Source organism: Desulfosediminicola sp. (genome assembly GCF_048381775.1).
Taxonomy (GTDB): domain Bacteria; phylum Desulfobacterota; class Desulfobulbia; order Desulfobulbales; family Desulfocapsaceae; genus Desulfopila; species Desulfopila ganghwensis.
Map to the genome: position 1 here is coordinate 214071 of NZ_JBLXGE010000008.1, position 24477 is coordinate 238547.

General features: G+C 49.2%; 19 protein-coding genes. 12 read left to right on the forward strand and 7 right to left on the reverse strand.

From position 1 onward, the window contains the following. Positions 1–86: 86 nt before the first annotated feature. Positions 87–794 (reverse strand): outer membrane protein, encoded by a 708-nt coding sequence (locus ACN5NT_RS14810; RefSeq protein WP_419175937.1) that lies wholly within the window; start codon positions 792–794, stop codon positions 87–89. Positions 795–1107: 313 nt separating this feature from the next. Between ACN5NT_RS14810 and ACN5NT_RS14815 the strand changes: the two genes are divergently transcribed. The 6 genes from ACN5NT_RS14815 (at position 1108) to nrfA (ending at position 9648) form a co-directional block, all read left to right on the forward strand. Beyond that, complete coding sequence (locus ACN5NT_RS14815; RefSeq protein ID WP_419175938.1) at positions 1108–3915, forward strand: molybdopterin-containing oxidoreductase family protein; 2808 nt, start codon at positions 1108–1110, stop codon at positions 3913–3915. Between the two features lie 15 nt (positions 3916–3930). Then, positions 3931–4542 carry a 4Fe-4S dicluster domain-containing protein gene (locus tag ACN5NT_RS14820; RefSeq protein ID WP_419175939.1) on the forward strand — a complete coding sequence of 204 codons (612 nt, stop codon included), beginning with the start codon at positions 3931–3933 and terminating at the stop codon, positions 4540–4542. Between the two features lie 17 nt (positions 4543–4559). Continuing rightward, positions 4560–5918, forward strand: coding sequence for a radical SAM protein (locus tag ACN5NT_RS14825; RefSeq protein ID WP_419175940.1), 1359 nt, complete (start codon positions 4560–4562; stop codon positions 5916–5918). Positions 5919–5960: 42 nt separating this feature from the next. Continuing rightward, positions 5961–6635, forward strand: coding sequence for a TorD/DmsD family molecular chaperone (locus tag ACN5NT_RS14830; RefSeq protein ID WP_136797299.1), 675 nt, complete (start codon positions 5961–5963; stop codon positions 6633–6635). Positions 6636–6811: 176 nt separating this feature from the next. Continuing rightward, on the forward strand, positions 6812–7660 hold the full coding sequence (locus ACN5NT_RS14835; RefSeq protein ID WP_419175941.1) for a 4Fe-4S binding protein: 849 nt from the start codon (positions 6812–6814) through the stop codon (positions 7658–7660). A gap of 512 nt (positions 7661–8172) precedes the next feature. Next, the gene (gene nrfA, locus ACN5NT_RS14840; RefSeq protein WP_419175942.1) at positions 8173–9648 is read left to right on the forward strand and encodes an ammonia-forming cytochrome c nitrite reductase; all 1476 of its coding nucleotides are present in this window, start codon (positions 8173–8175) and stop codon (positions 9646–9648) included. Between the two features lie 133 nt (positions 9649–9781). Here the strand turns inward: nrfA and ACN5NT_RS14845 are convergent, their stop codons facing one another. After that, positions 9782–10417: a class I SAM-dependent methyltransferase gene (locus tag ACN5NT_RS14845; protein WP_419175943.1), complete on the reverse strand. Its 636-nt coding sequence runs from the start codon at positions 10415–10417 to the stop codon at positions 9782–9784. 540 nt (positions 10418–10957) lie between these two features. Between ACN5NT_RS14845 and ACN5NT_RS14850 the strand changes: the two genes are divergently transcribed. Both ACN5NT_RS14850 and ACN5NT_RS14855 read left to right on the forward strand, forming a co-directional pair. Next, positions 10958–11662, forward strand: coding sequence for an outer membrane protein (locus ACN5NT_RS14850; protein ID WP_419175944.1), 705 nt, complete (start codon positions 10958–10960; stop codon positions 11660–11662). Between the two features lie 463 nt (positions 11663–12125). Beyond that, entirely contained in the window at positions 12126–12815 is a 690-nt protein-coding gene (locus ACN5NT_RS14855; protein WP_419175945.1) for a class I SAM-dependent methyltransferase, read from the forward strand. Positions 12816–12947: 132 nt separating this feature from the next. On the opposite strand, the gene ACN5NT_RS14860 is transcribed toward ACN5NT_RS14855, so the two are convergent. Further along, complete coding sequence (locus ACN5NT_RS14860) at positions 12948–13853, reverse strand: transferrin-binding protein-like solute binding protein (protein WP_419175946.1); 906 nt, start codon at positions 13851–13853, stop codon at positions 12948–12950. A gap of 643 nt (positions 13854–14496) precedes the next feature. Here ACN5NT_RS14860 and ACN5NT_RS14865 point away from each other — a divergent pair. Then, complete coding sequence (locus ACN5NT_RS14865) at positions 14497–15582, forward strand: esterase/lipase family protein (protein ID WP_419175947.1); 1086 nt, start codon at positions 14497–14499, stop codon at positions 15580–15582. Positions 15583–15811: 229 nt separating this feature from the next. Next, on the forward strand, positions 15812–16930 hold the full coding sequence (locus ACN5NT_RS14870; protein WP_419175948.1) for a hypothetical protein: 1119 nt from the start codon (positions 15812–15814) through the stop codon (positions 16928–16930). 36 nt (positions 16931–16966) lie between these two features. Here the strand turns inward: ACN5NT_RS14870 and ACN5NT_RS14875 are convergent, their stop codons facing one another. Together ACN5NT_RS14875 and ACN5NT_RS14880 are read right to left on the reverse strand one after the other, a co-directional pair. Further along, a complete protein-coding gene (locus ACN5NT_RS14875) occupies positions 16967–17986 on the reverse strand; it encodes an acyltransferase (RefSeq protein ID WP_419175949.1) in 1020 nt (339 codons plus the stop codon). Beyond that, positions 17983–18798, reverse strand: coding sequence for a MerR family transcriptional regulator (locus tag ACN5NT_RS14880; protein ID WP_419175950.1), 816 nt, complete (start codon positions 18796–18798; stop codon positions 17983–17985). Before ACN5NT_RS14880 ends, ACN5NT_RS14875 begins: the two co-directional genes overlap by 4 nt. Positions 18799–18890: 92 nt before the next feature. On the opposite strand from ACN5NT_RS14880, the gene ACN5NT_RS14885 reads away from it, so the two are divergent. Continuing rightward, positions 18891–20270, forward strand: a complete 1380-nt coding sequence (locus ACN5NT_RS14885; protein WP_419175951.1) for an MATE family efflux transporter — start codon at positions 18891–18893, stop codon at positions 20268–20270. Positions 20271–20448: 178 nt separating this feature from the next. Here the strand turns inward: ACN5NT_RS14885 and ACN5NT_RS14890 are convergent, their stop codons facing one another. Beyond that, complete coding sequence (locus ACN5NT_RS14890; RefSeq protein WP_419175952.1) at positions 20449–21873, reverse strand: phosphatidylserine decarboxylase; 1425 nt, start codon at positions 21871–21873, stop codon at positions 20449–20451. A 381-nt stretch (positions 21874–22254) separates the two neighbouring features. On the opposite strand from ACN5NT_RS14890, the gene ACN5NT_RS14895 reads away from it, so the two are divergent. Then, on the forward strand, positions 22255–23166 hold the full coding sequence (locus ACN5NT_RS14895; protein ID WP_419175953.1) for a DMT family transporter: 912 nt from the start codon (positions 22255–22257) through the stop codon (positions 23164–23166). Positions 23167–23354: 188 nt separating this feature from the next. Here the strand turns inward: ACN5NT_RS14895 and ACN5NT_RS14900 are convergent, their stop codons facing one another. Then, entirely contained in the window at positions 23355–24473 is a 1119-nt protein-coding gene (locus ACN5NT_RS14900) for an ABC transporter ATP-binding protein (protein ID WP_419175954.1), read from the reverse strand. Between the last annotated feature and the right edge of the window lie 4 nt (positions 24474–24477).

The following is a 24477-nucleotide window of genomic DNA, read 5'->3' on the forward strand; positions in this document are numbered from 1 at the left end:
TAATTTTCTTCTACCAGTGAGCAGTAATATTGAAAAGAAAAGGCCCCGTCGGTTTTCACCGGCGGGGCCTTTTTTTTCGACGACACTTAGAACTGGTACCTCAGCCCCATAAACAACTCCTTGGAGTTGAGTCGCGGGGTGAAGCTGCCTGCGTCTGCCCCGCCCATGCCAGCACTTTTGAGCGCTATATCTACCTTGCCGAGATCGACGAAGCGTAAGCCTCCATAAAGGGAGAAGTTGTCGGTGAGCAGGTACTCGACGCCCGTCTCAATCTTCCAGGCGAAGTTGGTGGTGGAGTCAGAGCCGTAGAGGTCCAGTGAGTTCGCCAAGTTCCTTTCTTCAAGATCTGTATCCAGCATGGCCACACCGATACCGCCACCAATGAAAAAACTGGTTTTCTCGAACTGCAGATAATCGTAATTCACGGTGAGAAAGACGGCTTCCGTTTCGAGGTCTGTATAGATCAAATAAGGAAAAGAGTCAGCAGTTGATGTTACAAAACTGCTATCACCATATTTGGCATATCCCAGGTCCACTCTCAGGTTGTCATTTACCTCGGCACCAATTTTTATGGTGCCAAAATTTACCCCGTCTGAATCGTGGCCGTCAAAAGGAAGGTAAGTGGGATAGAAGCCACCATAGTTCGTACTTCCACCAGCCTTCAGCTTGGTGTCACTCCAGCCACCCTCGGTTGCCACATAAACTTTGAAATTACTGCTACTCTCCGCGGTTGCCGTCTGCACACCTGTAGGTGCTACAGCTGCCAGAGTTAAAAGTATTACTGCTTTTTTCATTACTCAAATCCCCTTTCTGAAATTAACACCACAACGTAGTAGGTCGTCGTTGGATGGTAATGTGTAATAAAATGAAAATAAACAGTAAAATGACATTCTCTTTGGCGGGTATTTGTCAGTGCGGAAGTGATTTCGCGAAAGTGGTTGAGTTCTTAGCCTCTTCATTGAATTTGACTCCTTCCATGCGCTATAATTTTGGAAGTCATTTGTTGTGCGATTTTTTCCGGAAGAACAGATTTCCAGGCAATTACGGCATAAGTAACCTTTTATCTTATGCCATCTCTGAAACTACGGCAATTGAGAGGAAAGGTTGATGGAAAAGGGAAATACCACCACAAAGTCCTTGGAGCCGAATGTCTCAAGAAGAACAGTCCTGAAAGGTATGGGTGCGGCAACGTTGGCAACTGCCATGAATCTGGGTGGTGAAAAATCCGGAGCGGCAAAGGCGCAATTCGAGGCAAGTCAACAGTCCAATGGTCCTCCACCGATAAAAGGCGAAGTGGTCATGGGCGCAACTCCACATAATTGTGGTGGGCGTTGTGTAAGTAAATATTACCTGGAAGAAGGTGTCGTGAAGCGGATCGTCACCGATGAGCGCCCGGATAAGGGGGTGAAGGAAGGAAACGATCCCCAGTTACGCTCATGTGTGCGCTGCCGTTCCAGGCGTGAGTGGTTTTACCGTGCAGACCGGCTTCAGCACCCATTGAAGCAGACCGGTAAGCGGGGTGATATGAACGGTTTCGTCAAAATTTCCTGGGAACAGGCCTTTAAGGAGATTGGTACCGGGTTGCAGGGGATATATGACAAATATGGCGGTGAACGGGTTTTTGCTTCATACAGCTCTGGGGATTCAACCGGTTGGGCCAGGGATTCTGCCAAACATCTCCTCAATACTGTCTATTCCGGCTTTGCGGGATATCGGGATGATTACAGTTGGGGGGCCATAGATCATATGGCTTCTTTCTTCGAGGGTGCCGGTTACACCCCTGCCTGTAACTATCGGGACGATGCGATCAACGCAGAGCAGTTGGTGGTCTGGAGCCTGAATAACCTGGAGTCGATCTGGGGAACCCAGAGCGGATGGCTGCTCACCCAGATTCGGGAAGCAGGCGTGCCGATAACTGCGGTGGATGGGCGGGTGTCCATGACCGTTGACACTGTGGCTGATGATTTTATCGCCGTTATGCCCGGCACCGACGCAGCTCTCATTACCGGTATGCTGCACCATCTGCTTACCAAACGGTTGAAGGACCTGGATATTGGTTTCATCAAGTCGCATGTGCATGGTTTTTTCGATGATCCGGAGGCTGCATCGTACCATGATGATGTAGAAGGGTATACCGTGCCGGTCGGTGCTTCGCTGAGTGCATTCATTATGGGGAATGATGATTCCCTGGTAAAGGCGGGTCTCAACAAGGCGACGTCGGTTTATCCTGAGACTATCGGTTACTGCGTCAATAAGGAAGATGAACTCTTCGGTAAACGGGCGCCGATTTACGGTCAGCTGCCGAAAACCCCGGAATGGGCCTCCGAGATATGCGGTGTGCCTGCAGATAAAATACGCAAATTTGCCGACCTCTATCTCGACAGCAAGGTCACCACCTGGATGGGCACCGGCCTGCAGCGAAACTCCGAGGCGGAGCAGGGCGTCTGGTTGGGCAGGATTCTTTCGACTATAACCGGGAATATCGGTCACCCCGGCGCAGCCTGGGGCATGCCGAGCTGGAGTTATGTGAAAGCGCCTGGTCATGGTATGAACACCGGGGATTTAAAACTCTCTTTTTACGATTACGACGAACTGTCTGTGCCAAAAGAGTATCTTAAGAATGGCACGGATAAGGATCTCGCCGCTTTTGTCTGGCTGGACAATGTTGAAAATGATGTAGGTGCCTCCCGCTGGAACGATGGCCAGGTCAGGAAGATGGCATCGTATAAAGCATTGTTGAACTTCGGCGGTAATGTCCTGTTGAACCAGAATGGTGACGTCAATTTGGGGATTGAGATCATCGAAGACCGCAGCAAGGCCGAGCTGATTGTTACCTGCGATCACTTCATGACCACCAGCGCTAAATACTCAGATTATGTTCTGCCCGGTGCCATGCAGATGGAAAAACCGGGCGCTACCACAGGCTGGTTCGGCAATGAAGTTGTTGGGGTGAATCAGGCCATTGCTCCCCCCGGGGAGGCGATGACCGAGTATGATATCTGTGCCGGAATAGCTGAAGCCATGGGTAAAAAGGAGCTTTTTACCGAAGGCAAAACCATGGAAGAGCGCCTCAGCGAAGGCTGGCAAAAACTGCAGGCAGAGGGGTACTACGACATCTCCTGGGAGGAGTTCAAGAAGGAAGGTGTCTGGAAGGCTCCGACCCCGCCGCTTGTGGTTTATGGCGAGTTTTTTACCAACCCCGTTGCCAACCCGCTGGCCACACCATCGGGTAAGATAGAAGCCTACTCTAAACTGTTGATGGAGGATTTTCAGGCACGCTTCCACGACAACTACGATCCTGATGACAGATTAGTCGGCGGGCTGATCATGGATGCCAAAAATCCCCAGGGCTCAGACTCCGCCAGATTTGTTTATCCTATCCCGATGTATATTCCGCTTGTGGAGGGCAGACATCCGGATGGCAGTAAATATCCGCATCCGGATCTGACCGAATCGACCCCAAAAGGATATACCTACAACTTGCACACCTGGCACCTGATGCAGCGCTCCCACTCCACCCTGAACAAGGTTGCCTGGCTTAATCAGCAGTATAAGAAAGATGCTGACGGCAACCCGGCGTTTATCAGCAACAAATCGACCAGCCTCAATGTCTGGGAAGAGGGGGTGTATGAATCGGTGATCGTCAACTCAGATCATGAAAAAGAGCTGGGAATGAAGACAGGCGACAAGGTCAAGATCAGTAATGACCGTGGCGCGATTTATGCCTCTGTCATCTTCAGTCAGCTGATACCAAAAGGCTATATCATGATCGGCCAGGGGAGTTGGACCGAACTCGATGCAGACGGAGTGGACATAGGCGGCAACGCTAACTGCCTGATCAGTCTGCGACCGTCGAGGATTGCCAAGGCTATGACCCTGGCAAACGACTGTCGGGTGGCAATAGTCAAAGCTTAGGGATAGGAGGTCGATGTGAGCCCACAACATGGATTTTATTACGATCAGACCAGATGTTCCGGCTGCAAGGCCTGTATAGTTGCCTGCCAGGACTGGAACAGTGTTGCTCCCGGCCCTGCCGTGTGGCGTAAGGTCACCCATATAGAGCAGGGGAAATTTCCGGACGCCCGAAGTTTTAACCTCTCCATGGCCTGCAATCATTGCGCGGACCCGGCCTGTTTGCCGGTGTGCCCGGTGGATGCCATATATAAACGAGATGAAGACGGAGTGGTGCTTGTCGATCGGACGATCTGTATCGAGTGTCACGAATGTGAACGGGCCTGTCCCTTTGGTGCACCGCAATTCGGGAATGATGACAGCGAACCGGTATCAGGTGAAGACTGGGAAGAGGCGCACCCCATGCAGAAGTGTACCAGCTGCTGGGACAGGAGGGAGGTGGGGCTGGCCCCTGCCTGTGTCGGTGCCTGTCTCCAGCGCGCTCTTGATTTCGGGCCGCTGGAGGAACTGGAGAAAAAGTATGAAAAGACAGTGAAAACGGTTCTGGGGCTGCCCGCCGATAATGTTTCTATGGAAGGGGAAAAAATCGACCCCACGGTGCCGTCGTTTATTTTTAAGCAAAAGACCTGACTGAGGCTGGGCAGACAATGCTCTGCTCACCTGTATATCAACCCAGAACTATTCATGAGGGGGCGATTATCGACTCACATAGTTTTGTCGACCCACGTTATCAAGCGTATTGTCAGCCAATTGAGAACAAGTTAAGACGATTGCGCGAAGCGGTGCACCGGCTAGGACTTGAGTTCGGCCCGAATAGATTTGAAGAGATCTCGGCGCTGAAACGGCAGCTTACCGCTTTCGATCTCAAACAAAGAAATAATGCGCATAGCCTGTTTTTAAACCGCCTCTCGCCAGCCTGTAAATATTGTAATAGAGCAGAGGGTTCCACGACTTTTATCCTTACCCTTGCCTGTAACAGGGACTGTTTTTTCTGTACCAATCGTAATCAGCATAACTATGAACAGTTGAGCAGGACAACCAATGATGTAATCAGCCAATTCGACAATTTTGCCCAAAGGCAAAAGACAGTCCAGGCAGTGGCGTTGACTGGTGGAGAGCCATTGCTCCATCCTGATATGTGCAGGGATTTCTTTCATCATGTGAAAGCACACGATGCCAGAATTCATACCCGTCTGTACAGCAATGGAGACCTGGTAACAGACGATATGCTGTCGAGTCTGTCGCCCTGGCTAAACGAGATTCGGCTGGGTCTCAAGCCCGATATGTATGGTGAGTTTTTGCTACAGCCAATCGGGGATGTGCTCAGTTGCTGTGCAAGACATATCTCCCAGGTCACTGTTGAAGTACCGGTTATGCCGAACAGTTTCGCCAATATGGTGGCGCTTCTCGAGCTTTGCAATACGCTTGATATTTTCAGTGTTAACCTGCTGGAATTTCTTTTTCCCTGGCACCATGCCGATTGGTACCAAAAGCAGGGCTACCGCATCAAAAAGAGGCCGTACAAGGTCCTTTACAATTACGATTATGCAGGGGGCCTGCCTATCGACGGCAGTGAAACGGAAGCTTTGCGTTGCCTGTTGCATGCGAGCAGGCATGAATTTCGGGTCGGTGTACACTACTGCAGCCTTGAGAATAAGCTAACATCTCAGATTTACCAGCAAAACAAGGCAGTTCATCCCGCCCCTACCGAGCTGGCCTCGCAAGAGGATCATTTTCTGAAATCGGTGCGTTTTCTGGGAACGGATGCTGACAAAGCGTATCGAATTTTGCGTAATTGCGGGGTTCGACGACTTATCAGGGATATTGAACAGAGGACTCTTGAATGTCATCCTGAAGACCTGCTTCATCTCAAAACCAGCGATATACGTGAAGCCGTGTTGACATACGCTGTTGCTGAAAATGAAAAAGCGGAGGGACTCACTGTTGTCCGTGAGGTGCATATGGAACAGATAGATCCACAGACATTTGATCCATTCGGCCTGTAGTGAGGGCGATAACCAAGTGTTACCAGACGAGAGGAGATCGATATGAGCGAGATGATAAACGGTAAAATCCTGCATCGGATAAGATCTCAGTTGGCGAGCCTGTTCTCGGATATATTTTTTAATTATCCCAAGTCAGTGCAGTTTGAGTCTCTGCTCTATTTGCTGGATCGGTATTACGAACATGAGCTGGATGCAAATGGCTTATACGCCAGAGGGCTGGTCGAGTTTGAAGAGTGGCAGGCCGGGGTGGGAAATCTCACCGAAGCAGAACAGCAACTCATGATGGAGAAAAACTACACCGGCCTGTTTTGTCTGGGACGAGGTGTTGTTACCACAGCCTCAGCTGTTTTGTCATCTCAAAGGGTGCATAAGAGGGAACCGTGGCGCAAAGTCCGGCGCTTCTATTACGAACATGGTTTGCGACTCGTTGAAGGCTCACCGCTTTATGAAGACAGTATCGTCACTGAGATGGCCTTCTATTCGCTGCTGATAGACCAGCTTGATGATTTTGCCGGTGAGAAACGAAGAGAGGCGTTTAACGCTCAGCAGCGCTTTCTGCAGAAGCATCTGTTGATCTGGCTACCGCAATTTTGTGAAGAGTTGCATGAAGTTGCAGGCAGGGGAAGTGTTTACAGTTCCATCGCCAGCTTGCTGAGTGGCTACATCCAGGCTGAACCGCGATTGCTGGATCGATTTCTTCAGGTCGAGATGGCTTGAATGGTATGTGGTCAGTACCTTCGTTCCTGGCAAAGCTTTGTGAGTTACGGACAGGGCAACCTGCTATTCATCCTCGGCGTTGCATACGCCTCTACCACAAAAGGGCAGGGTGCCGCAACTGCCTTGATGTTTGCCCCACCAGTGCTGTTTGTATCGGCAAACCAGGCACATCCGTAATGGTTGGTGATGAATGCGTGCAGTGTGAGAGGTGTGTCGCGGCCTGCCCGGTTGATGTGTTTCAACGCGAATCCGGAACAGAACAACAGTGGCTGGAAACATTGCTCACGGGTGTCGTGCATGGAGAGCTTACTCTCTATTGCGGCAATCTTAACGAAAAGAGCAGAAAGGAAAGTGGTGTCCTGCTGCCATGTCTTGCCAGTCTCCATGCCGGAGCGATTGTGTTTTTAGGTACCCATGGCGTATGCCGGCTGGAGCTGAGCTTCGGGAACTGTAACTCCTGCCTTTATGGTGGTGGCTGGGAGCATGTGGAAATTTGTCTGAACAGCCTGCAGAGAACACTGTATTTAAACGGGCTCCCTCCTGTCGATATCCGGAAACAGGAGTCCGTTATTACCTGTTCGATGCATCATGATTCAGGTGATCCAGGTAATGTGAATAATGCATTGGGGAATAACATCCGTGAGCCGGACCGCAGAACCCTCCTGAAACAGGTAGCAGCACTGAGCGGACGGATTGTTGAAACGACGATCCGTGGCGGTCCGGCGGAAAGAGACGCCCCACGACCCTTTGACCCTGAACAGACCAAGCACAGGTTATACCTCCGGGAGCTCAGGAGGTATCGTGATCTGACCGGCGGAAAAGGTGAAGTCAGGATCTCCCCCCATAGTCGTATCATTGATCACGAACTGTGCAACGGCTGCGGTCTTTGTTCAAAGATGTGCCGTAATTCAGCCTTGGTTTGTTCAACTGAAGGCGATGTCCCAATATTTGATGTATCCCGCTGCAGTGATTGCGGGCTTTGTGAGACTGCTTGCCGGAGAGCGGCGATCAGGAGTGAAATTTAGAACAGATTAAAGATTATCACACCTCGATTTTTTGACATCGCAAGCTCGCTAAGTATAACTATAGAAAGAGTATTTGTTTGTCATGACAATGATCATTTCGTTCGTGCTTTAAAGAGAGTTAATCCCTGCATGAGAGGTGGTAAACCTTCCGGAATTCAGTTGAAACCTATCCAGATAATACTCTCTATGAATACAAAGGCAGCGTTTGGCAGGAGTAAACGTCAGGGACACGGTCTCCTTTCAAACGAGTGCAGGTTGTGTTCATGAAAACCCTGTAATTGTCCTGGGGCGACAGTCGTCGGGACGATTGCAGATATTGGCAAAGTCGCCAGTCCGGTTTGGTATCGAACGTAACAGTATACGAGAAATGTCAGCACGAAGCTTTACGAGGACCAGTGGATAGAGAGCAGTTGCTTGAGTGACACCATGCAGTACCGCATGGTTGGGAGAGAAACCGGCTTAATGCTCACTCTAATCTGGGTGTACGAGAATTCTAATGTGTGGAGGAAACCGTGAAAAAATATGCGCTGTTACTTGGAGTTTCACTGATTGCTTTGATGGCATTGGGGATGTTCTCTTCTGCCATTGGCGACAGTCATGGGGGGACGAAAGGGAAATCGGCTGTAAAAGCCAAGAACGAAGACTGGAAAGCGGAGTTTCCAGACTATTACGAGTCCTGGAGGGGAACAAGCAAAAGTGATGAAATCGTAGATATGCTCAAGAAAAACCCGCAGATGGTCATTCTTTGGGCTGGCTATGGTTTTGCTAAAGACTATAACAAGGCTCGTGGGCATATGTATGGTCTGGTCAGCAATGTCAATTCGCTACGTACCGGAGCACCGACAGGCCCCACAGACGGCCCGATGCCAACGGCCTGCTGGACCTGTAAGTCACCTGATGTTCAGCGCGTAATTGACGAAGATGGTGAAAATGAATATTTCACCGGTAAGTGGGCCCGACTGGGGGATCAGATTGTCAATACAATTGGTTGTGCCGATTGTCATGACAGCGAGTCCTACGAATTGACAATATCCAGAGATTATCTGGCGCGCGGATTGGAGGCAAGCCCGGTAGATTATAGCAAAGTTGATGATACCCAGATGCACTCTCTGGTCTGTGCCGGATGCCATGTCGAATACTACTTTAAGGCAACTGAGTATAAAGACACGGCGGGAGCGGATCAGAAAGCGATGGTTGTTACCTTGCCGTGGTCAGAAGGATTCCTCGCCGAAGAGGCGGAGGCGTACTACGATGGCATTGACTTTGCCGACTGGACCCACAGTATCAGCAAGGCCCCGATGCTGAAAGCACAACATCCCGATTATGAGCTCTATACCACCGGCCTTCATTTTAAGCGCGGGGTGTCCTGTGCTGATTGTCATATGCCTGAGACGGCTGATGGCGAAGCTGATCATGCGGTGAGTAACCCCATGACAAATATTAAAAACAGCTGCCTGAATTGCCACGATGCGACCGAAGAAGAGCTCAAGGCGACACTTGAGACAAAGTACAATCGCAGAGAGCAGTTGAATCAGATGGCAATGAACACCCTGGCTACGGCTCATCTGGAAGCAGGAAAAGCCTGGGAAGCCGGGGCAACCGAGGCCGAGATGGCAGAGGTGCTGCAACTGCTCCGCTCCGGTCAGTGGTTCTGGGATTACGCCATCGCCAGTCATGGCGGGTATATCCATGCCCCGGAAGAGTCATTGAGGGTCCTTGGGGTGGCTATTAATAAAGGTTCAGATGCGCGAATCAAGCTTGCCGGAATCCTGGCCAAGCATGGTGTCATGAACTACGAGGCCCCGGATTACTCAACCAAGGAGAAAGCACAGGCCCTTGCCGGTGTTGATCTGGAAAAAGAGATCAAAGCGAAAATCCAGTTCCGTAACACTCTTTTTAAAGAGTGGACTGAATCGGCAATCAAGAACGGGTATCTCGATCCTGATGCAAGAAAAGGCATGACGGATAATACTTCATATCCGAAGTAATACTTTTTAAAGGCTATACAATCTGGATAAAAACGTATCCCCCTGCCGATCTGTACAATAACAGATCGGTCAGGGGGATTCTTTTGTTTGCAACATGATATTGGGGAATAGCAAATGTGAATCAGTATTCTTTTCAGCCTTCCTTTGCCGCATAAACAAATACATCCGTAGTAACTGAGCCGTCCGGCTCGGGGTAGTCCTCAGTTTGTAATTCCATCAAGTTCAGGCCATTTGTTTTCAACAGATGCTCAATGTCGATTCGGTTGTAATAATTAAAGAATATCTCTTCATCAGAAAAGCTGGTGGTCTCAAAGCCGGAACCAGCTCCCTCCATAAAGCTCAGATACAGTGTGCCGTTGGCAACCAGGCTGTCGGCGATGAACTTGATGAGGTTTTCAGTCTCTTCATTGTTTAGGTGGACTATGCAGAATGAGGCGAGAATGACGTCGTATTTTCGCTCTGCCTTCAGCTCGCAGATGTTGGCCTGGACAAAGGTCGCAGTCGGGTTGTACTGCCTGGCAATTTTTACGAACTCCTCTGACAGATCGATACCGGTGGCGCGGATTGATTGATCACGCGCTGTGATGGCTTTGATATTTTGTCCCGGCCCGCAGCCCAGATCAAGAAGGGTCGCCCCTTGAGAAATATGCTTTTTCTGAAAATCGAGAATCGTATTTTTATAGACTGAGTAGTCTGTAAATTTTGCGTCATACTTTTTCGCATTCAGGTTATACGCTTTGATGGTTTGTTCGGTTCTGGAGTTGTTCATGGCTGGTTGAGTTCTTTGAGGCATGGCTTTGTTGTCGGTTTAAGGTATTTCAGGGCAGACAATGACACCACATTCTGTGGCCTGAAGGTGTCGGTTGTAGACGTGATATTGAGGTTAATAGAAATTGTTGTAACATGAAAATGCTGTATTTTCGATTTTATATCAATGATCTCAAAGTCTTTTTGTCTATTGCAGTTTCTGCCTCTTTCACTAGTGAGGCAATGTCGTCGAGTATGTGTAGCCCTTTGTTACGATCTATCTATTTACTTATGGTTGTCGTCGGCCTGCTGGGGACTATTCCTGCATAAGGAATGATTGTACGGAGGTAAAAATAATTTCTCGGAATAACAGCGAAAAAAGTTAAGAGGGATGCAGTGTGTTGTATTACAGGGTCTTTAGATGGCAGCCTAGCAATAAGATGAAGGTTTATGGAAATATGTGACATAGTATCAATGGTTTACAAAGAAGTCGTAACGATTTAGTATCCCTGAAATGTTAGAGGACGAAGTGTGTTGAAATACTATGCAAGGATAGGGGACTATGAGAACTTTTATGTTGGCGGCAGGGATAGTAGCATTTACGGCAATCAGCAGTCAGGCGGCGGGGTTGGAAAAGAGTAACGGCCGATTTTATGTCGCTGCTGAGGGGGGCTACGGAAAGGTTGAGAACTCAACAGGTGGATATGCCGGAGAGATAGTATACGATGGGGCGCCTTGGCTAAATACAGGCAGTGACGATGACAATGGAGGCTCTATAGGGGTGAAGGTGGGTATGCACCTTGGTGAGCGCTTCAGGATGGATCTAGGCTATGCGTATTACGGCGAGAATGATTTTACGACTAAGAGTGACCCTCTAGAAGGTGGGTATCTCTGGCAAAGTGAGGCTGAGATACATACGGTAATGCTTGCAGCATATTATGATTATGCTCAATTCAAAAAGGTTAATTTATATATTGGGGCAGGGATTGGAGCCTCATTCGTTGATTTTGATGCTTTGGAGTATTGGACAGGTTCTGGCGAACCCACAGGCTGGTATAGTTCTGAATCTGATACTCTTTTCTCTTGGCAGATCGAAACCGGAATTGAGTATCTGATAGCACAAAATATAACCCTGTATGGCGGCTTTCGTTATATTGACCTTGGCGAGATAGATTCTGTTGTTGTTAATGTAAGAGGCCCAGACGGCAACCTCACGGCAGATCTCGATGTTCAGGAGATATTTGTTGGTTTGAGATATCGATTTTAAGCTCTACTGCCACCGGCACACTGGTAGGTATTCCTTGTGCCGGTAGCCTCTGTTACGCTCATTGATTGAATCCAAAGGACTGTCGGGCTAGACCCTTTCCCTCCCATATCTTCGCTATTGGCAGGAAATTGATGCTCGCAATATTAACGATATGGCTCCGCTTGCTTTCCTGGCAATCCCTCGATTTGACCTAAAATGTCTCAACCCCGACAGCCTCCTAGTCATTTTTGTGTTATGAGTATTTTCAAAACATAATTATTCTGAATGATTATAGATTTTAATCTATCTTTCGTTTTCTACGATCCGATATTCAGGCTTTCACCTTTTAGTTAATATTTTGATGTGATTGCAGAGTATAGAGTAGCTTGTACGAGCGAAGTGGAAAATGTACCGATTTTGTTTGCTGAGATCGCACATGTTGATGATGTGTAATGCTGGTGAAGATTAATAGAGAAAAAATATTATGTCCGTCCAATCTGTTTTTAACAAGTACGCCGGCCAGTATGACCAGTCCCGGAAGAAGCTTATCCCCTGTTTTGACGACTACTATCAGACCATGCTCGAAGTGATTCCGTTTGGGCAGGATAGTGCTCTGGAGGTGCTCGATCTAGGGGCGGGCACCGGGCTTGTCGCAGGTCTGGTGGCAGATAATTACCCGGGAGCAAGGATTACCCTTGTCGATATCGCCGGTGAGATGCTGGCCAAGGCTAGAAATGCGCTGGCCGGCTATGATAATAATTTCGAGTTTGTAACCGCAGATTATGTCGCCGGTGAGAGCTTTGGGCCTGTAGAGAGAGGGTTTGATCTGATTATCTCCTCACTTTCCATCCATCACCTGGAAGATGAGACCAAAAGTAACCTGTTCAGAAAGATTTTTGCCAACCTGAAGCCGGGCGGAGTTTTTGTAAACGCCGATCAGGCCCTGGGTGAGACTGAAGCCATCGAGAAGGTGAACCACAACAAATGGCTGGAGCAGGCCAGGGCGCTCGGCGCGACCGAACAGGAGCTGGCAGCATCGCTGGAGCGTATGCGAGAGGACAGGATGGCACCCCTTGATGACCAATTACAATGGCTCAGGGAGGCTGGATTCGCAGAGGTTACCTGCTGGTACAAGAATTATAGCTTTATAGTGTACAGCGGTATGAAACGGTAGGTGTGGTTACGTGTTTGTTGTTTTTTTTTGTAATTGGCCTATTGAGACCGGGTCCCGATCAGCAATGATATGTTTCTGCTCCCGAGAGTGGATACTACCCGGAAGCAGTGGTGAGGATCTGTTTATATTGAATTACATGCCGCTTACCGCGCCAAATGAACCGGTATATTGTGCTTCACCTGGGCCAGAGAGGGCGAACACTCCACCAAGCTCCTCGGCGTTTGGCCCATAAAAAGTGCCGGAGGCTGTTCCTGACATTTCATTAGCGGTGGATACATCTCCTGTGAACGCATTGTTACCGGAGTCGTAGCTCAGGGTTCCCCTCATATCCAGCTCGGGGGCCAGACCATTTTCAGTGAGAGACAGCATGTTGAACTTCTCTGTGTCGTAGCTGGCAAACCATAAAGATCTGTCGCTGAAGTCTGCTTCAACGTAGAGGCCACTTATTGTCAGGTAGAGGCGTGAACCGTCTTCATCGACATAGGTACCTGCAGTTAAACCATAGAACTCAGCGAGACCGGTTGCGGGTACGGCGCTGTCTGGGGTCTGTTTCCCGAAAGAGATTGCGCCGCCGGGTCCTTGATAGGGGTCCAGCCCGGTTTGCCATACGCCAAACGTTTGATATCCGAAGTCTATATCCACATTTAGCGGATCGATAAAAATGCAGAAGTCTGAATCACTATTTCCTATAGCTACCAGCGAATCATGATAAATCTCACCGTTACCGGCAGACCATGAGGCACTGGAATATGGAGTTGTAACTGCAATGGATGTTATCTTCCCCTGGGAATCATAATTGAGAGTTGCGGATGAGTTGATGGAGTTTTGGGCAATGATATCGGTAGTGTGGCCGTATTCATCTAAACTCCAGTCGGTATTGATTGATTGACCGCTAGCGGTGATTGTCGTTCCGTTGGCCTCCATTTGAAAAGGAGCTAAAGCATTGACCGTGCCACTGCTCGAGCCTCCCCCGCAACCGGAAATCGAAACCAAAGTCATACAACATAGCAACACAGAACCAGATCTTGCAAAGCTCATAGTATTCTCCGTTGGTTTGACGTGTCGGTGTTTTACAACTCTGAGACGGTAATGATGAGTTCGTACTGGATTTGCTTAACGTTGGTATGTCCGGAGCGTGTATATCATTTAATGAAGCATAGACACACCACAACAGACGCAAATGATTGATATACAGTACTGGATATTGGTTAGGTGGTCGAATAAAAATGTGCGATCATAGCAAAGCCAAAAACGTTATTACTCCCCTGTTAAGCGAAAACGTTAAGGAGTCACCAGGGTGTTAGGGTGTTGCTTGTAGGTTTTCGAAATCTATTGTGGAAGTCGCAGCTCGGTTTAGAGAGATTATGATGATCTTTTCTCTGTGTACGTTTGCTGTCCTGATGAGTCTGTAAATCAATTTTCTTTTAGTTAAATATTTGTATATCTGATATATTCCTTTTGAAGCGCAAGCCGTTGTCGTTGAAGTTTAGGGGTGGCATGGTTTGCGTGAACTACCGTTATCTCTTTCTTCAATCACAATCGTCCCGGTTGTAGAGTGTCTGTAACCCGGGAGACCTGTACCTGGAACACGTCATTTTTGTTGTTTTACCACTTGCAGTTGTTGGTTGTCCTGTAATGAAAGTGCACCAGAAAACCTGATAATTATTTGAAGGAGAACATTATGAAGAGCTGCAGGCTGGGGATAATTTTTATGGCCATATCGCTGTTTGCGGTTACCGCTGCATATGCTGTCGAGTCGGATCATCCGGTAATCTTTGCCCATGGTATGGCGGGATTCGACGACATTCTCGGCTATGATTACTGGGGCAACGATTACGGGGCTTTTGTCGGCAGCGGCTATACCAATGGTGGTCTCAGTATCTGGCAACAGTCATATGCAGCGCAGGTCACCCCTTTTGCGAGCTCAGAAGTGCGCGGTTATCAGTTGGCCAATGAAATAGAGACGTATATGGCGTCGGTCGGGGCAACCTACGTCAATATCATCGGGCACTCCCAGGGCGGCCTCGATGCACGTAAAGCCGCAAAACTGTTACGGGAGCGAAAAGGATACCGGGTCGTCAAGGTACTCTGTTCAATATCCTCACCGCATCGGGGATCGCCTATCGCACAACATGTGCTGGAAATGGGGGCAGGGGTGCAAAGCATCGCCTCTGCCTTGGCTGAGATGTTTGGCAATGTTGTGTATGGCAGCGGCAACGACCTTGAGGCCTCTCTCAAGCAACTGGTGTACGACGATTATGATGCCGCAGATGGGATTATCACTGGGATGAAAGCCTTTAACATAACGTACCCGGTGAGCAGCAGTTATGCTGAACGATATGTGTCCTTTTTAACGGCCCAGGAAGGGATAAGTGTAAACCCGGCGTTGTGGATAGCCCGGGAGCTGTTTTATGACATCGATGGCGATGGGTATTGTGTCGATGACGGTGATGGCGATGGTGCCGGTGGTTGCGGCGATGGCTATTCGGGCGACACCGATGACGATGGTCTGGTCGGCATCAATTCCCAGCAAATGGGCTATCGGCTCGACTATGATGACAATTACCTGCTCTTTTTTGAAGAAGTCTGGACCGATTATGATCGGGGCTATGTTGCGGACCTGAACTCACCATCTTCAATCCAGATGACGTCACACAGTAACGTGATAAACCAGGACCACCTGGATGTCATTGGGGTAGGCCCCGACACCTTCGATGAGATGGATTTTTATGCGGCGCTGATCGATTACATTGATTACTGGGACTAGGAGCCTGTCGGACTAAGCCCTTTTCAGCCAACTCATCGTTATCGAGAGAAAATTAATGCTCGCAGATAAGCGAACGAAGTGAGACTTCGATATTATGTATATAGCTCCGCTTCATTTTCTTTCGATGCCTCGATTTGAGTGAAAATCGCGATAGTCAGACAGCCTCCTGAAACAGACTCCTTACATAAACGAGTAGAACTAAGTGAAAAGGTGAGCGAGGAGGGTGTCTATGCATATATTGAAAAATCTCCGCCGGTTTTTCTTCGCACCTGCCCGTCTGGGGGCAATGGCATCGTTGCTGATACTGCTGCCTGTCTTGTATATGGTGCTGAAAGGTCCCCAGGAGGGGTGGGATGTGTCTGACTGGTTGATTGTTGGAAATGAAAAACAGTCCGATTCAGGTACCACCGAAGAGGTACAGGCCGAAGCCCGGGAGGGTCAGACGGCAGAAGCTGAAACCGTTGCAATAATAGGCAGGCAGGTTTCTTTCTCAAAACTGATCCCAGATCAGGACGTCCAGCTTATCAGCACACTGCATGATTATTTCGGCGTGGATATTGTCGAATTGGACAGGCAGGTGGAGATGCTCGATAAGCTGTTCGCCTACCTCAAGCACCAATATCCTGGCGAGAGTTGGGACGCGCTGGAAGCGATAATCCGCTCTGCGTATCCAGCGCGGGCGGAAGAATTGCTGGATCTTGCCAAAAAACTCGGGGAGTACAGGCAGTGGTTTGAAGACCAGCAGGATTTTTCAGGATTCTCAGGCCCGGAGCGTCGGGAACTTATCTGGCAGATGAGAATGGAGATATTTGGCGTTGAAGCCGCAGAAGAGATCTGGAACCATGAATTGAGAAATGAGACAATAACCGATGCAATGAAGAGGATTGGTCAGTTGGAGGGGACTTCCCTTCATGAAAAAATGGATTATCTGCTGGAGTCTATCGATTCGGTCTATGACGAGGGTGTAGATCTGATTGGGGAAGATCTCAGGCTCAGCTTGCTGAATGTGTTTCTAGGCCTTGACGGCGTGCAGGTGGATTTACACGCAGCCAGTGCGGCGGAGCGTGCTGACAGTTTGCTGGAGCTTCGCAGAGCGATAGGCTACGACGATGCGGCGATTTCGCGGTTGACCGAACTTGATGTGATTCGCGATGAGAGGTGGAGTGCAGGGCAGCAGTACCTGCAGGAGCGGCAGAGAATCGTCGCAGATTATCAAGGCGCGGAGCAGACTCAGCAACTGAAACAGCTCGGCCGAGACTATTTTGGTGACGAGGCGGGCACCATTGAAGCCGAGCTGCAGGCAGGTTTTAATCGCTTTGAACAAAAGCGGGTTTTTGGCAAAAATTGACCCCATAAATGAAAAGGGTTTGGCCGGGAGTGTAAATCAGGGCACCAGCTTGCGTGCCACCGGTATTCGTGCAAGCAAAGCAGTACAGGCCCAGGCCAGCAGCAGGATTACGAAGGTAAGCATCGGAATTGCGAAGGCAGGGTGGCCGAAGGTAAACGGTGCTGTTTCAAGCCGGCTTCGGATCGGGATCAAAAGAATAGGGTGCAGCAGGTAGATCCCGAGACTGTATTTTGACAAAGAGATGATGAGAGCTTTCAGTCTGCCGTGAATTTTCCCGCCGTAGTGTTGGGCCAGCACAAAAAGCATAGCTGCGATCAGCACCGTATTGAGCGTTTTGTATCCCATATATTTTGAGCTGTATGCACCTTTTGCTTCAGCAGCCCACCAGCTGCCGACAAGGTTTACGCAAACGGCTGCAACTCCAAGCCCGACCCACATCCAGAGCTGTTTTCTGTCTTTTTGCTGGAAGAGATAACAGCCCAGTACCAGATACCCGGAATAAAGAATGGTGGCCTGCCTCAGCGGCGTCGGGATCTTCAGCAGATGTGCCAGGGTGAGTGTCAACCAGGCAGCGATGAGGATGAGGAGCTGTCGCTCATTTAATTTTGCTATCACCGGTGTCAATAACAACACCACCAGGTAGAGCGGGATAAAGTCATAGAAGAACCACAAATGATACCATACCGGTTCAGTGGGTGATTCGATGAGTGCGGTACGGGCAGCCTCCGGGCCTGCCTGAATGCCGGTTATACCAATGTAGATGAGGCTCCAGGCTACAAAGGGCACAACAACTTTAAGCAGTCGTTTGCTGAAAAACCGGGAGAGGTTGAGCGGCTGGTCTGGCCGAATTAACAGGGCACCGGTAATCATTATAAAGATCGGTACAGCCCAGCGGCTGAGGCTGTTGATGGCCACGGCCGAGTACCAGGCATCGAAAGGAATCTGTTGATACATCTCCCTGAATGGACCAAGTACATGGATCGCTATAACGGCTGTGGCGGCGATGGCCCGCAGCAGGTGGATGTAGAAGATGTCAGGTTTGCTCTTTGTACTCATTGTTTTTTCACCGCTATCTGAAGCTCGACCAGATAATCATCTGATTCCCGTACGGCCATGGCATCGAGATACCATTTTTCCAGTGGATCACCGGCCACCACATACTCCGAACGCTCAATGTGGTTAAGAAGTTTCCGCCAGGAGTCGCCTATGGAAGGGTATGGTCCCTGATGATTGTAACAGGCGTACCAGCCCTCAGGTATGATTTCGCTGTTTTGGTGTTTATCTGCCCAGGTTTCGGGGAGCGGCAGAGAGACTCTCTCATAGGTAATGATGTTATCGTTGAGCCCGGTTGGAAAACCATACAGAAAAAAGTAGGAGTTTTCCTCATCTGTGTTTTCCTCACCAAGAAGATGGCGTACTGAAATTTCCAACTGATAGTCGTCGTATGGTGCAGCAACCGCTTCAGTCAGGATGTATCGCTTTTCAAGCTGCTTTATAGACATCTCAAGCGGAAGAACTTCCATACGCTTTTGCAGGCTGGTGATGGTTGCGCTGATCCTGGTTTTATTCTTCTGCAGTTGATTGATTTTTTCCTCCATCATTTTCAGCTGTTGCTGCAGAAGTGAGATGCGATCCTCTGTCTTGGCTTTATCTAGAAATTCACGGATTTCCTTGAGCGGCATGCCAAATTGTTTGAGGATCAGAATAACTTCCAGAATTTGTGTTTGTTCGAGCGCGTAATAACGGTAACCGGTTTCTTCGTCTGTGCTTTCGGGGCGGAAAAGTCCGATCTTGTCGTAGTAGATCAGGGTCTGTTTGTTTATATTATGCAACCTGGCCATTTCCCCGGCCATGATACGAATTTTCATTTTTCACTCCGTTTTTGCTTGACCATATAGCTGCTATATACCCTAGGGTCTTCTCCCGTAATAGCAAAATTTACGGCGCAGGAGGCCGGAGAATGGAAAACGTATTTAACAAAAGATGGTCGGTCATTGATTTTGCCAGGTTTGTCACCCCATCAATCCTCAGTATTGTCTCGATTTCACTCTACTATGTAGTTGATTCGATATTTATATCCAGGTTCGCAGGCCATCTGGCCTTGGCGGCGGTCAATATTATTATGCCATTTTTCGGGCTGATGCTCGGGGTAGGGCTGATGGTGGCGGCGGGTGCCAGTGCGTTGATCGGCATAGAACTTGGCGAAGGGAAAAATACGCAGGCGCAGCAGCATTTTACGCTGGTCTTCTTTACGCTGGTAGTTCTCATGCTGTTTGTTCTGGCGTTCTGGCAGATATTTGGCATTGAAAAAGTTCCTGGTTTGCTGGGGGCGTCCGAGCTGTTGATCCCTTACTGTATCAGCTATCTTAATGTGCTCATTATCGGTCTTGCGATGATAGGCATGCAGCTGTTTTTTGAATTTTTCATACGTCTGGATGGTAAACCTCTATGGGCGCTGTATCTTGCCCTGCTTGGCGGATCGGTCAATTTGCTGCTCGATTACCTGCTCATTGCCAAACTTGATATGGGGATCATGGGCGCGGGAATTGCGACCACAGCAGGCATTTTTACCGCCGTTACTGTTGGATTCTACTATTTTCTGTTCAAGGCGGAGCATCTGAAATTCAGGAAACCCAAACTGGATTGGAAGTTTTTAGGCCGTAGCATGGCCAACGGCTCTTCAGAGATGGTGACGGAGTTGTCGGCAGGGGCCAAAGCACTTGCTTTCAATATCGTGTTGCTCAGTTATGTGGGGGAGACCGGAGTGGCTGCGGTGTCGATTCTGCTCTACAGCTACTGGCTCCTCTCTTCTTTCCAGATCGGCCTTAGTATGGGCGTGGCTCCCGTGATCAGTTACTGCTTTGGTGCGCGTGACTTCGCCCAGATTCGTAGACTAGCCTCTTTGACCATCACCACCGCTGGGATTGCCGCATTAAGTTTTTTCAGTCTGGTCTGGTTTGCCGGGCATCATCTCATAGATATTTATGCCAAAGGGCAGGACGAGGTGGTGACGCTCGCCAATACGGGCCTGCAGATTTTTAAGTGGGGATTGCTTCTGAACTGTATCTCTATCCTGGCTTCTGCATTTTTTACAGCGGTAGGTAATGGCAAGATTTCGGCAATGATCTCGTTTCTCAACTCGTTCGTGCTGTCGATAACGTTCATCATGTTTCTGCCGGAAATTTTCGGGGTCTCAGGTATATGGATGGCGGTACCATTGGCTGAGTTAGGTGCATCAGCTGTGGCGATTGGTCTGATGTACAAATATCGCTGGCGCTATTTGTATGTTGAAGATAGCAGGAATGCTTCTTTGGGTAAAACATTGCTGACTGCGCGGTAGTGTGTCGGCGAAATTGTTTTTTTCACCCCATCGTCATCAAACTCAAAAAAGTTTCCTGTAAGGTTGGCCGGCTGAATCAAGTAAACAGGGGGGAGTTCCCCCCTGAAGAGACGCATTGTATGCACGATCAGCTGTAACAGTACGCCACTCCCCAAAAAAGATCTGTCTCTATTTCAATTCAGTCCAGAGACCAGGGGGATTTGGGTGCTGTTCCGATATTGATTACCCCGATCTGGTTGCCCATCCTGGTTTGTACGGCTGGAGAAATCATTCCCTGTGAAAAAAGAAGGATATTGAGAGAGCCACCGAAATAGAAGTTGCCGAATTTCGTTTTGCCTTTTTGCACCGTTCCGCCCACTTTGAAACAGTTCACATGGTCGGTTTGTTCGCTGTCGCAGGTATTGAGAACCACTGATCCGACGGAGTTCAGCCCGACCGGGATCGAGGCCACATAGCCGGTGAGTTTCTCCGGTGTCTGATTCGGGAGATTGTCATATTCCACCCTGATAATGATAACCCCGCGCTGGAATGCCTGAAACTGACTGTAATCCGTGCCTGGACGTCCCACATTGCCGTCAAGGGGCACCCAATTGGGAAAATCAGGATAGCCGAAAGTTCCGGGTGTCCCAAGAGTGCCTGTTTCGACCACTTCCGCATGGAGGACAGTTCCGTCCACCGGTGAATGGAAATGATGGTAGGTATTCGGCATCAAGACGCAGGTGAGACCGCTTCCGTCAACGAATTCAGCCTTGATGTCGTCAGGAACCGTCCCGAGCAGATCATTTACTGAAATCGGAATGTTCTTGACGTCAAGCACCGTATCAAGTTGGAGCGGATTTTCAATGTAGCGACGGTCGTAAACACCCGGAGACTGTTCAATCTGCTGCACTAAAGGGTTCATGATGCAGTCAGTGGGGGAGACGATCACATAGTCACGATCCACCATTGTGACTGGTCGGCTGGGATAGGAGCCGTCCTCGTTACTCTTGAGATTTCTGGCAAAGAAATCGTTCCAGCTTGTGTAGTCTTCTGCCTGAGTTTTTTTGTAGTCATTGATCTCAATGCGCGGATCAGCTACCCACTCCGAGACAAGCTTTGCAGAATTCTCGTGGTTCATATACCCGAGGTACTCTTCATTCCAGCTGGAGAGGAATGCGGTGCATGTCTCTAATGAGGTACCGGGTTGCAAAGGATTTCTTCCCTGAACAAAGTCCCGTCCTGCAGGATTCTTGTAGTATACCCAGGCAAAAAACAAAATCGGGTCGAGGGCATTGTCGGAATTTCCGGTGATTTCGGGAAGGGCAGTACACCAGTTTCCGAACATCTCGATCATCATCTGGTACATTCCCTTGCCGCTGCCGGCAGCCTTCCAGGGATTTTCTGTGGAACCGTTGTACGAATAACCCGCCGGGAGGTCTGTCAGACCGCCATAGATCGTATCGAAAGCCTCTCTGGTTGCCTGGTCTGAATAATATCGCGTTTGCAGGTAGAGCAGTGATGCCGCGCAGGGGGACTCTTCCGCCATGAGCTGACCAGAAAAGCAGAGCGAAAGGGTGAATGTCCAGCTGATTATGACTTGAAACGCTCCTTTTTTGATATTCATGACGGCTTGCTCTCCTTTTTGATAGCATTGGGGCCCAAATTAGGCCAAAACGAATCGACGCAATTGTCGAATATCACGATCGGTCAGTTGGAGATACTGAAGCATAGAAAGGAATGCCCCCGTAATAGAGGGTTCTTCACTGATTGTGCTTCCAGAATCATGACAAAGTCAATAGCCACCACATGTTCTGACATTGGTGCCGATAACGCGATATGAATTGACAATTGCCGTGGTTTTGCCCATGTTCGCTCTCGGTATAGAACATGCCTGAGTATCCAGTCGGTTAATTGGGGGCAGTGCGGGGGCTCTCCCTTTATTCTGTATAATCTCGAATTATTAGAGCTATACGGTGCTTTTTTCGATCTTGTTCCGAGTGTATCCATGCCATTTTTTGGAGAGACGATTGCCATCGTCACCGTACTTTGCTGGACTATCAGCGTGCAATGCTTCGGCACCGCCTCAAAAGAGGTGGGAGCCACAGCGGTCAATATCGTTCGCATTACAGTTGCGCTGCTGATCTTCTCGGTCTTTTTGACCATTCGTGACGGTTCTCCGATCCCTACCCACTTTCCACCCGAAGCGTGGAACTATCTTTTACTTTCCGGAGTGGTCGGTTTTTTCATAGGCGACTACTGCCTGTTTAAGGCCCTGGTCATGATGGGCCCACGAATTGCCATGCTGCTGCAAAGCCTCAGTGCCCCGGCCGCAGCGATTATCGGCTGGATGTTTTTGAGCGAGAATTACAATCTGCAGCAGTGGGCAGGTATTCTGGTGACGCTTGCCGGTGTAGCCATTGTCATTTTAGAGCGGCAGCCTGCCCAGAGTCCGGCCACTGTGAAAGGCAACCAGGTAACGGCCAAGGCCCTGATGTTCAGCCTTGGTGGGTTGCTGGGGCAGGCGGGTGGATTTGTGCTCAGCAAGGCGGGGATGCAGACTGCAGACGGTTATCTCGATGCCTTTTCAGCAACCCAGATCCGGGCGATTGCGGCCTTCTTCTGCTTTATCCTGTTATTTACCGTAAGAGGTAAGTGGCGTGGCTTCGGTTCAGTACTGAAAAACAGGCGGGTGATGGCGATTATTATTGGCGGTACCTTTGTCGGCCCGTTTCTGGGAGTGTCATTGTCACTGTTAACGTTGCATTACCTGTCAACCGGTGTGGCGTCGACCCTGTTGTCACTGGTGCCGGTCACCATTATTCCTTTCGCAATTTTCCTGCATAAGGAAAAAGTATCTCTCAGAGCTATTTGTGGTGCTTTCGTTGCGGTGGCGGGAGTTGGCCTGTTGATGTGGTGAAGAGATTGTGGGAGGTGGGCCGCAGCTTGCGTGGCGCGCGATAGCTGGTGCCTATAATGCCACAGGTATTGCTCTACTTATGCTCCCGTGATAAGGGAAAATCTGTTTCTTGAGATAGAGGGAACCCCGGTAAGCCGAAGAGGGAAAAGGTGGCGGCTCACCGGGGAGAGGGAATTGGCGGTATGCACTTATAGACGAGTCGTTGCTGTGGTGTCAAAGGCGAGCATTTTCTCGGGATGAATAATTACACCTAAGTCCTCACCGAGTGTTATAGCCTGAGTGGTTGAATTCGAGACGATAGCCCGAAACTCAATGCCGCTGTTATATAGAGTTAGAATAGCCTTGAGGCCGAGTGGTTCAATATCGACTATTCTCGCTGTGAACTGGCCATTATCTCTTGAAACAACCTCTATGTTTTCAGGACGAATTCCGACTTGAAATGTTTCAGGTCCGGCTACGCTGAGATGTTCAAGATGGGATGGCAGATCAACTTCCAGATCGGAATCAATAAGCTGGAGTTTATTGCAACCAGCCACAATTGTGGCCTTGCAGACATTGATTTGTGGTGCACCGATGAAGCGTGCTACTTCAAGATCTACCGGGTTGTCGTAAAGTTCCTGAGGTGAGGCTATTTGAACAATTCGGCCTTCCCGCAGCATTATGACTGTGTCGGCAATGGCCATTGCTTCCTGAAAATCCGGTGTGGTCAGCAGAAACGTATAACCAAGCTCCTGCTGGAGACGCCGCAACTCAGCCCGTAATTCTATCCGTAGTTTGGCATCAAGGCTGGAGAGTGGTTCATCAAGCAAAAAGATCTGGGGAGAACGAATCAAGGCACGACCTAGAGCAATTCTCTGTCTTTCGCCGCCACTCATGGTTTTGGGCAGCCTGTTGAGAATATGAGAAATTTTCAAGGTGTTAGAAACTTCCGTGACTTTTTGTTCTATCTCATCCTTTTGTTCTTTGCGTATCTGAAGGGGACTGGCGATGTTTTCGTATCCTGTTTTGTTTGGATAAAGGGCAATATTGTCAAAAATCATTGCCACATCGCGGTCTTTAGGCTGTAAGCCCAGCGCATCTTTTCCCGATAGAGTAATTGAGCCGCAGTCAGGTGTTTCCAGCCCAGCAATCAATCGAAGCATAGTTGTTTTGCCGGCACCGGCCGGGCCGAGGATGACGGTCAGCGACCCGGAAGGAACAGAAAACTCAACATCAGTGAGAGCCTGTTTGTTGCGGAAGGATTTCGACAAATGGGCAATATCGAGTGTTGGAGGGCGATAGCCATCTTGAGAAAGTGCGCAGTTCATTTCA